General features: G+C 54.1%; 8 protein-coding genes. 3 read left to right on the forward strand and 5 right to left on the reverse strand.

All coding sequences use genetic code 11. The features are described 5' to 3' along the window. The 3 genes from AQR02_RS32570 to pepT form a co-directional block, all read left to right on the forward strand. A partial coding sequence (locus AQR02_RS32570) for a hypothetical protein (protein WP_209444230.1) occupies positions 1-268 on the forward strand: 268 nt, incomplete at its 5' end. A gap of 30 nt (positions 269-298) precedes the next feature. Beyond that, positions 299-982 carry a sortase gene (locus AQR02_RS21220; RefSeq protein WP_082452003.1) on the forward strand — a complete coding sequence of 228 codons (684 nt, stop codon included), beginning with the start codon at positions 299-301 and terminating at the stop codon, positions 980-982. 189 nt (positions 983-1171) lie between these two features. After that, positions 1172-2407, forward strand: coding sequence for a peptidase T (gene pepT, locus AQR02_RS21225; RefSeq protein WP_054942424.1), 1236 nt, complete (start codon positions 1172-1174; stop codon positions 2405-2407). A gap of 482 nt (positions 2408-2889) precedes the next feature. Here pepT and AQR02_RS21230 read toward each other — a convergent pair whose 3' ends face one another. From AQR02_RS21230 to AQR02_RS32575, 5 genes are all read right to left on the reverse strand, one after another. Continuing rightward, a complete protein-coding gene (locus AQR02_RS21230) occupies positions 2890-4023 on the reverse strand; it encodes an NADH-dependent flavin oxidoreductase (protein WP_054942425.1) in 1134 nt (377 codons plus the stop codon). Between the two features lie 80 nt (positions 4024-4103). Next, a complete protein-coding gene (locus AQR02_RS21235) occupies positions 4104-4478 on the reverse strand; it encodes a winged helix-turn-helix transcriptional regulator (protein WP_054942426.1) in 375 nt (124 codons plus the stop codon). Positions 4479-4636: 158 nt separating this feature from the next. After that, complete coding sequence (locus tag AQR02_RS21240) at positions 4637-6031, reverse strand: ABC transporter substrate-binding protein (RefSeq protein ID WP_054942427.1); 1395 nt, start codon at positions 6029-6031, stop codon at positions 4637-4639. 91 nt (positions 6032-6122) lie between these two features. Beyond that, on the reverse strand, positions 6123-7784 hold the full coding sequence (locus tag AQR02_RS21245; protein ID WP_054942428.1) for a response regulator: 1662 nt from the start codon (positions 7782-7784) through the stop codon (positions 6123-6125). After that, a partial coding sequence (locus AQR02_RS32575) for a sensor histidine kinase (RefSeq protein ID WP_425340019.1) occupies positions 7759-7973 on the reverse strand: 215 nt, incomplete at its 5' end. The genes AQR02_RS32575 and AQR02_RS21245, both read right to left, overlap by 26 nt.

Here is a 7973-nt window from a genome sequence, read left to right on the forward strand (position 1 = left end):
AACTGATGCACCTGTTCCACTCGGTGGCGGCGACAATGCTCAAGCAACACCTTCTCCGGACTCAGGAAGCATAGCTACCGGCAGTTCGCCTACTCCGTCTGCCGATCCCGGGGTGACGGTGGATGATGACGAGCTCCCGCTCTCCCCGCCGGATGGCGGCGATAAACTGCCTGATACAGCAGAACCGTGGTATAACCTGATCTTAATCAGTATGGCGGTAGCGATCCTCAGCATCATCGTGCTGCGCAGACTTAATTCGAAGAAATAAGCCTAAGGGCTGAAGGTTGGAGGAGAGAGTATGAGGATGCGTTCCGGGGTAGCTTTTGCCGTGAAGCTGATCTTCCTGCTCTGTCTCTGTGTGCTGGTGTATTCTGCCGTGCAAATCTTCAAAGCGCCCGTGGAAGCCCGTCATGCCCTGGAGGATTGGGCGAAAAAGAGGGAGGAAGCTCCCCGCCTTACCGTCCCGGAAGACGAAACTCCGCTTCCTGCCGGTATGGTCAGCCTTCCCGGAGAACCGGACAATTCCAGCGCCAGCACCAGCCAATCCGGCACCACCTACACAGAGGGCGAGGTCATCGGAGAGATCTATTTTCCATCGCTGAACAAAAGAGTGGCCATCCTCGAAGGAACACAGCGTCCGCAGCTGAAGAGAGGAGCCGGGCACTACACGGGAAGCGCAGTAGTGGGCACAAGCGGCAACAGCGTGCTGGCCGGTCATCGCGATACAGTATTCCGCAGTCTCGGCAGCCTAAAAAAACATGATCTTATCGAGGTAGAGACGGTAGACGGCAAGTTCGTGTATGAGGTTACAGGCAGTACGATTGTAGATGGCGAAGAGCGGGGGGCGATTAAAGAGAGCGATACCCCCATCCTTACGCTGATCACCTGCTATCCGTTCAGCTATGTCGGCTCCGCGCCGGAACGCTATTTGCTCTCCGCCTCGCTGATCCGCCGGGAGCCGCTGCTTCAGGAACAGCATTGAGATTTTTCTTAAGCAGATGGACCTGCAAAAGATGAGTCCCCGCACAGAACATGCTAATATAGAACTGCGGCACAAAAAAGCGGCTGTACCGGCCATCAGCCGGACGGCCTGTTTCTGCGGGAAGGTTCTGGCTTACGGATAGAGAATTCTATACTTAGATGTTGTTAGATGAAGAGGAGATGACTTGAATTGAAGGATGAACTGATTAAGCGGTTCGTTTCGTATGCGGAAATAGATACCCAGTCTAATGAAGAGAGCGATACCTGCCCCTCCACTCCCGGCCAGATGGAGCTGGCCCGCAAGCTGGTGTCTGAACTGCAGGAGCTGGGTCTAACGGAAGTGACGGTGGACGAGCATGCCTATGTTATGGCTACCTTGCCTGCGAACAGTGACAAGGATGTTCCAACCATTGGCTTCCTGGCCCACCTGGATACGGCGACCGATTTCACCGGAGCGAATGTGAAGCCGCAAATCATCGAGAACTATGACGGCGGAGATATTGTGCTGAACCCGGAGCTGAATATCGTCCTGTCAACGGACAGCTTCCCGGAGCTGCCTGAATACAAGGGGCATACGCTGATTACAACAGATGGCACTACGCTGCTGGGTGCAGACAACAAAGCCGGGATCGCCGAGATCATGACTGCCATGGCCTACCTGCTGGCCCACCCTGAAATCAAACACGGCAAAATCAGAGTCGCCTTTACTCCCGATGAGGAAATTGGACGCGGACCGCATAAGTTCGATGTTGCCGCCTTTGGCGCCTCGTATGCTTACACTGTTGACGGTGGACCCCTCGGTGAGCTGGAATACGAGAGCTTCAATGCCGCTGCCGCCAAAATCAGCTTCAAGGGCGTCAACGTTCACCCGGGAACCGCAAAAGGTAAAATGGTGCATTCCTCGAAAATCGCCATGGCCTTCCATCTCAGACTGCCTGCGGGTGAAGCACCTGAATTTACAGACGGCTATGAGGGCTTCTACCATCTGATCTCCATGCAGGGCTCGGCGGAGCACAGCAAGCTGGCTTATATTATCCGGGACTTTGACCGCGCGAACTTCGAGAAACGTAAAGCGAATATCGCCGCTATCGTCGATGAATTCAAATCCACCTATGGTGACGACAATGTTGTGCTGGAAATGAATGACCAGTATTATAATATGCGTGAAAAAATTGAGCCGGTCCGCCATATCGTCGACATCGCCCACGAAGCAATGGTGAACCTCGGCATCTCGCCGGTGATTCGCCCAATCCGCGGCGGTACAGATGGTTCACAGCTGTCCTATATGGGGCTGCCGACGCCGAACATTTTTACCGGGGGAGAAAACTTCCACGGCAAGTTTGAATACGCCTCAGTCGATGTGATGCTGAAGGCCGTAAACGTAATTATTGAAATTGCCAGACTGTTTGAGCAAAACAGTAACTAATGATATGAACAGAGAAGCCCCCGGTCAAAAGCAGATGCTTTAACCGGGGGCATTTTGTGCTGAAAAATATCTATACCACATACTATACAACTGCCTTCGAATGTAAAAATCAGGATTTTGCAGTCTGCAACGGACTCAGGAGATCTTATTTCCGTCTGGAGCAGCATTCCGGAAAGCTAACGGACCCAAATGCGCTTATTGACGGCAATTGACCCGAAATCAGGCTACTGGAACGGCAATAAGTGCGCTGCAGTCCGTTAGTCTCGTGAAATGTCCCTCAGATAGAAAATAAGGTCTTTCCAGTCCGCTAGCCACCGAAATGCTACAAGCATCACCCTAACGGTGCCGCCCCTACTATTCTTCTGCAACCGTGCATCATGCATCGGCCGATTAGCAGAGAATGCAGCGCTAACTACTACGCGGGGCGCAGCCACTGTGATCAAGCCGGTGCCTTGCTAAAAGATGCTCTGCCGAAGGCCTGCTTAAGCCTTAACCGGCACCCAGCCTGGTGTATTGGTGATCGCGCCCCAGAGCGGGTCAGGGATCACAAGCTCACCTTGCGCTGCAGGGTCCAGTTCCGTCTTAATTTCACTGGCGCGGCCTTCCGCTACCTTCTGTACCCAGTCCGGTTCGATCAGCAGCGGGCGGCCCAGAGCCACCAGGTCAATGCCGGTGTCCAGAGCCTTCAGCGCATCTTCCGCCGTGTACAGTGAACCGACGCCGATGACCGGTACGGCACCGGCACGGTCAACAATCTGCTCAATTCTCGGCCGGCTGTCTTCCGTGCCGCGGCGCGGCAGCGACCACAGCTCCATGAGCGATGCATGCAGATAATCCAGCCCTTCCCCTTTGAGCGCATCAATCAGCGCAAAGGTCTCAGCCATCGTAATTCCCGGTGTTTCCGGTTCCTCTGGGGAGAAGCGGTAGCCGACCAGAAACGGGGAAGACGCATATTCACTAACGACCCGCTTCACTTCGCGCAGAACGGCGAGCGGGAAGGTCAGGCGCTTCTCCAGGCTTCCGCCCCAGCGGTCTTCGCGCAGATTAGAATGCGGGGAGAAGAACTGCTGAACCAGATAACCGTTTGCTCCATGAATTTCCACACCATCGAAGCCAGCGATAATCGCCCGGCGGGTAGCCGCCCCGAAATCTGCGATAATGACTTGAATTTCTTCATCGGTCAGCGTACGCGGCACCGGTCCTTGCCCGCCGCCCGGCAGCTCCGCTGGAACACTGCTTGCACTGACGGTCTGGCCATCCGGCAGCAGATCCGGCGGGCACTGGCGTCCGCCATGGAAAATCTGCAGCACAGCCTTGGCTCCATGGCCCTTAATAGCATCCGCCAGCTCACGCAGGCTTGGAATCAGCTCGTCACTGTCGGCACCGAATTCACCGGGGAAGCCTTTCCCGCTCCGGCTCACATACACGCAGGCCGTGATGACCATGCCTACGCCTTTGGAGCGGCGGATATAATAATCGATTTCCGCCTTGGAAACCGTGCCATCCTCATTGGAAGAGAAGTTGGTCATCGGGGCCATAACCACCCGGTTTTTCAGTGTAATTCCATTTTTGAAATCGTAGGTGTCCAGCAGCGGACTGTAATTGGTTTGCGTCATGTCTTATTCCCTCCATTATTATAATCTATATAAGTATCACGGCAGGCGGCGATGAGCGGTGAACACATCACAGAATACCGCTATCTCTCTGCCTTAGCCGTATCCTTCCAGATCACTTTGTTTCCGTAATTTTTGCCCCAGTCATACATCATGCGCAGGACAGGCAGCAGGCTCTGCCCGTATTCTGTTAAAGAGTATTCTACTCTCGGAGGGACCTCGGCATACACCTTTCTTAACACAAGCTGGTCTTCCTCCAGCTCACGAAGCTGATTCGTCAGCATTTTTTGCGTAATATGGGGAATCAGCTTCTTCAGCTCACTGAAACGTTTGGTTCCTTCCAGGCCAAGATGCCACAGGATAATCAGCTTCCATTTCCCGCCGATGACGGCGAGTGTAAGCTCCTTCTCACAATTGATTTCCTGCAAATTAATACGGTCTTTAATATCCGTTGCCAAGATATGCGTCCTCCTTTCGTTCTCCACCATCATACTACAAAACACCCGGGGGCCGCACATCGCCGGCGGGAGCGCCGGACCAGAGTCCATTACACATAAAGAACCGCAGGCTCGGCCTGCGGTCTTTATAGAAATATTGGTGTACTGCCGGGTGGGGTTTATTCGCTGACTAAGCTTCCCTGCAGATTAGCTGCACTGAAGTCCGGCTGTGCTTCGATTGTGGTATCACCTGCAGCTTTGGCCTTTTCGAGTGCGGCATTATAACGGGTATTCAGATCCTGAATCTCCTTGTCCAGATCCCCGCCGGTAAAGATAAATCTGTTGAATACGTCCATCTTCTTGGTTCCCTCCAGGCGTCCTTCCGTAGCCCCGAATGGAGTGGCCGGATAGATTCCGTCAAATTTCGTCGGCAGGAAGTATTCGATTCCCGGGATATCCGGAGCTTTCGCTGCAGCAGCAACAGAAGGAATAACCGAAACGCCGTATCCGCCTTCCTGGTACGCAGTCTGCACCTCATCGCTGTACATCCACTCGATGAATTTCCAGGCTGCTTCCTTCTGCCCGGAATCCTTGCTCATCGCCAGATAGCTGCCGGAAATAACCTGGCTGGCACCGTTCTGCTTGCCGTCCACGGTCGGAGGCAACGCTGCAGCCCAGCGGATATCCGTCGGAAATTGGGTTTTGTATACGCTAGGCTCAACAGAGTGATTGAAGTACATCCCGATTTTGCCTTGGGCGAACTGGGCCCGCAGCGGGTCAATATCGAGCGATTCCGAACCCGGCATCATGCTGCCGTCCTCCACAATCTGGCGCAGCGCTTCAAGCGTCTCTTTGTACATACCGAAGTCAAACTGGCCGGTCTGGAAGTTGAAGCCTTCCGTCCCTACTGTCTTGCTTAGGGTCGTAATCGGATGGGCAATACGTTCAAACCCGCTTCCGCTCTTGAAGTTACCGGCCAGGCCATAAGCGCCGATGTCTTTACCCGCTGCGGTAATCTTCTTGGCATCCTCCACCATTTCAGCCAGTGTGGTCGGCGGCGCGGCAATACCGGCCTTCTCGAACAGGTCGACGTTATAGATCAGGCGCCAGAACTGGCCGATATTCGGCAGGGTGTAGATTTTGCCGTCAATGGTATTCTTCTCATTAATGAGTACGTTCTCGAACCGGCTCTTCATTTCGGGCGTAATGTATTCGTCAAAGGATTCCAGATAGCCCTTCTTCACCCAGGTCGGCACGTTTCCTGTATCCACCCGCAGAATGTCCGGCGCCTGTTTACTGGAGAAGGCGATGTCCACGGACTGGGCATAGTTATCGGCCATCACTTTAAATTCAATATCCACACCCGGATTAAGCCCCTCGTATTCACTGATTTTTTGCTCAATGAAATCAGAATCATGACGGTCAATCGACCAGTAGACCAGCTTGGTTTGCTCAGTGGGTTTATCACTGCTGCCTTCTGCCTCTGTTGTTGCATTATTGTTCGAGGAGCATGCAGCCAGTGATCCTGCCAGCAGCAGCGAAGCTCCAGCTAACATCCATTGATTTTTTTTCATCTAAAAACCCTCCCTTTTCTTTTTGTAATCGCATTCATTTGATATAAAAATTATAGAATGCCTGCCGGGTTGTAAGTGAAGGAGAAAACAACTATTCAGGGGAGACGAAATCACTGTTTCCGCGCGAGCCGGCTGCAGTGTACTTGGAACGGAAGTCCGTCGGCGTCATACCGGTATATTTTTTGAACAGCTCAGTGAAATAAGGACGGTCCTCATAGCCCAGGGAGACAGCGATATCCTGCACCTGCATACCCTCCAGCACCATTTCCTTGGCCTTCTCCATCCGGCGGCTGATAATATATTGGGCCAGCGTCATGCCCATCTCTTTTTTGAACAGATTGGAGAAATAACTCGGGCTGAGATGCACCTCTCTGGCACAATCGGCCACAGAAAGGTTGCGGTGCAGATTTCCGTTGATATGGGCGATAGCCCGCTCCACCAGCACCCGCGCATCACTGGACTGGCGGATCTGTACATAGGTACAGCCCTGGCGGCAAAATTCACGAATCTGCCTGCGCAGCTCCTCAAAGGAAGCCGCTCCGTTCATGTCGGCCAGCTTCTTCTCCAGCATTTTGACCTCCGCGTCCGAGGCCTTGTCAGAGAACACACGGTGAATCGAATGTGCCAGCTCCAGACACATCGTCTTGTCGATGGCCGGGTCAGGCAGGGCGGGAGCATTCAGCCACTCACTCCATATATGATCCAGCTCTTCCTCCGCCTTGGCCAGATTAGCCGAACGTAGGCAGTAGAGCAGTTCCTTCTCTTTATCAAAAGAGTATCTGGGCAGCACAGCCTCTCCCTCCGGCGAATCGGCATAGCGGTACACGCTGTTCCCGCCGGTCAGAAACGTATTGGTCAGTGCAGACAGCGCCTGGGCATAGGATACCGAAAGCTGCCCGGCCTCCTCCACCTCCCCGCCGAGTCCGATGGAAACGGTCTGGTACGTATGCCGGCAGACATTCTCCCGGCATTTCTCGGCAATCTGCTCCGCATCAAGCTCCGCAGGGGGATTCATCACGATAACAAACTGATTGACATGCTCACGGAAGACAATCCCCTGCGTATACCCGCCAATCGTCTCCTCCAGAATGTTCTGCACCGCAAAGCGGATCAGCTCCACCTCAGACACCGGCATGGCCGCCGTGCGTTCGGCAAAAAAGTCAATTTCCGCGGCCATCACGCAAAAGCCGCTGCTGTTCATCGTAATCGCATAGAAATCCCACTGCTGGCTGAGATGCTGCTGCCTGCTGCCGTAACGGATGAGCAGACGCATATACTCCTGGCGCAGATACGGCATGCTCTCCCGCAGCTTCTGCTCCATCCCCCGCATCTGCTCGGCCTGCGAGCGCTCCCGCTCCAGTACTTCTTTCGCCTTCAGCACGGATTCAAGCACCTGCGGCTTGGTAAAGGGCTTGACGATCAGGTCAAAGGCCCCGAGCTTCACTGCCTCCTGGGCATAGGTGAAATCGGAATAGCCGGTCAGAAAGATCAGCTTGATATCCGGCTGCTCGGACTGAATGATCCGCATCATCTCCAGCCCGTCGGTAAAGGGCATGCGGATGTCGGTGAGTACAATATCCGGCCGGTGCCTGCGGATCTGCATCAGCCCTTCTTCCCCGTTGCCCGCCGTTGCCGCAACTACAATGCCATGCTCCTCCCAGGGAATCCTCTGCGACAAGCCGCGCACAACGGCCGGAATATCGTCAACAATGCATATTTTAATAGGCTCAGCGTGGCTCAGGATAAACTCCACCTTCCATCGGTATTGAGAGTATGGCTTCTGTTTCGATATATGGGCGGCTGCGGAAGGATAATGCCGCCTCCTTGCCGTAATACAGCTGCAGACGGCTGCAGATATTGGACAGCGCATAGCCTCCGCTGGAGACAGGCTCCCTCAGGCTTGCATTCAGCTGCTCCGCGTCCATGCCCGACCCGTTGTCGG

Source organism: Paenibacillus ihuae (assembly GCF_001368795.1).
Taxonomy (GTDB): Bacteria; Bacillota; Bacilli; order Paenibacillales; family Paenibacillaceae; genus Paenibacillus_AQ; species Paenibacillus_AQ ihuae.

Bases quoted from the DNA above. Each gene is read 5' to 3' on its own strand.
- AQR02_RS21220 (WP_082452003.1), top strand. From the start codon at position 299: ATGAGGATGCGTTCCGGGGTAGCTTTTGCCGTGAAGCTGATCTTCCTG.
- AQR02_RS21230 (WP_054942425.1), bottom strand. From the start codon at position 4,023: ATGACGCAAACCAATTACAGTCCGCTGCTGGACACCTACGATTTCAAA.
- AQR02_RS21240 (WP_054942427.1), bottom strand. From the start codon at position 6,031: ATGAAAAAAAATCAATGGATGTTAGCTGGAGCTTCGCTGCTGCTGGCA.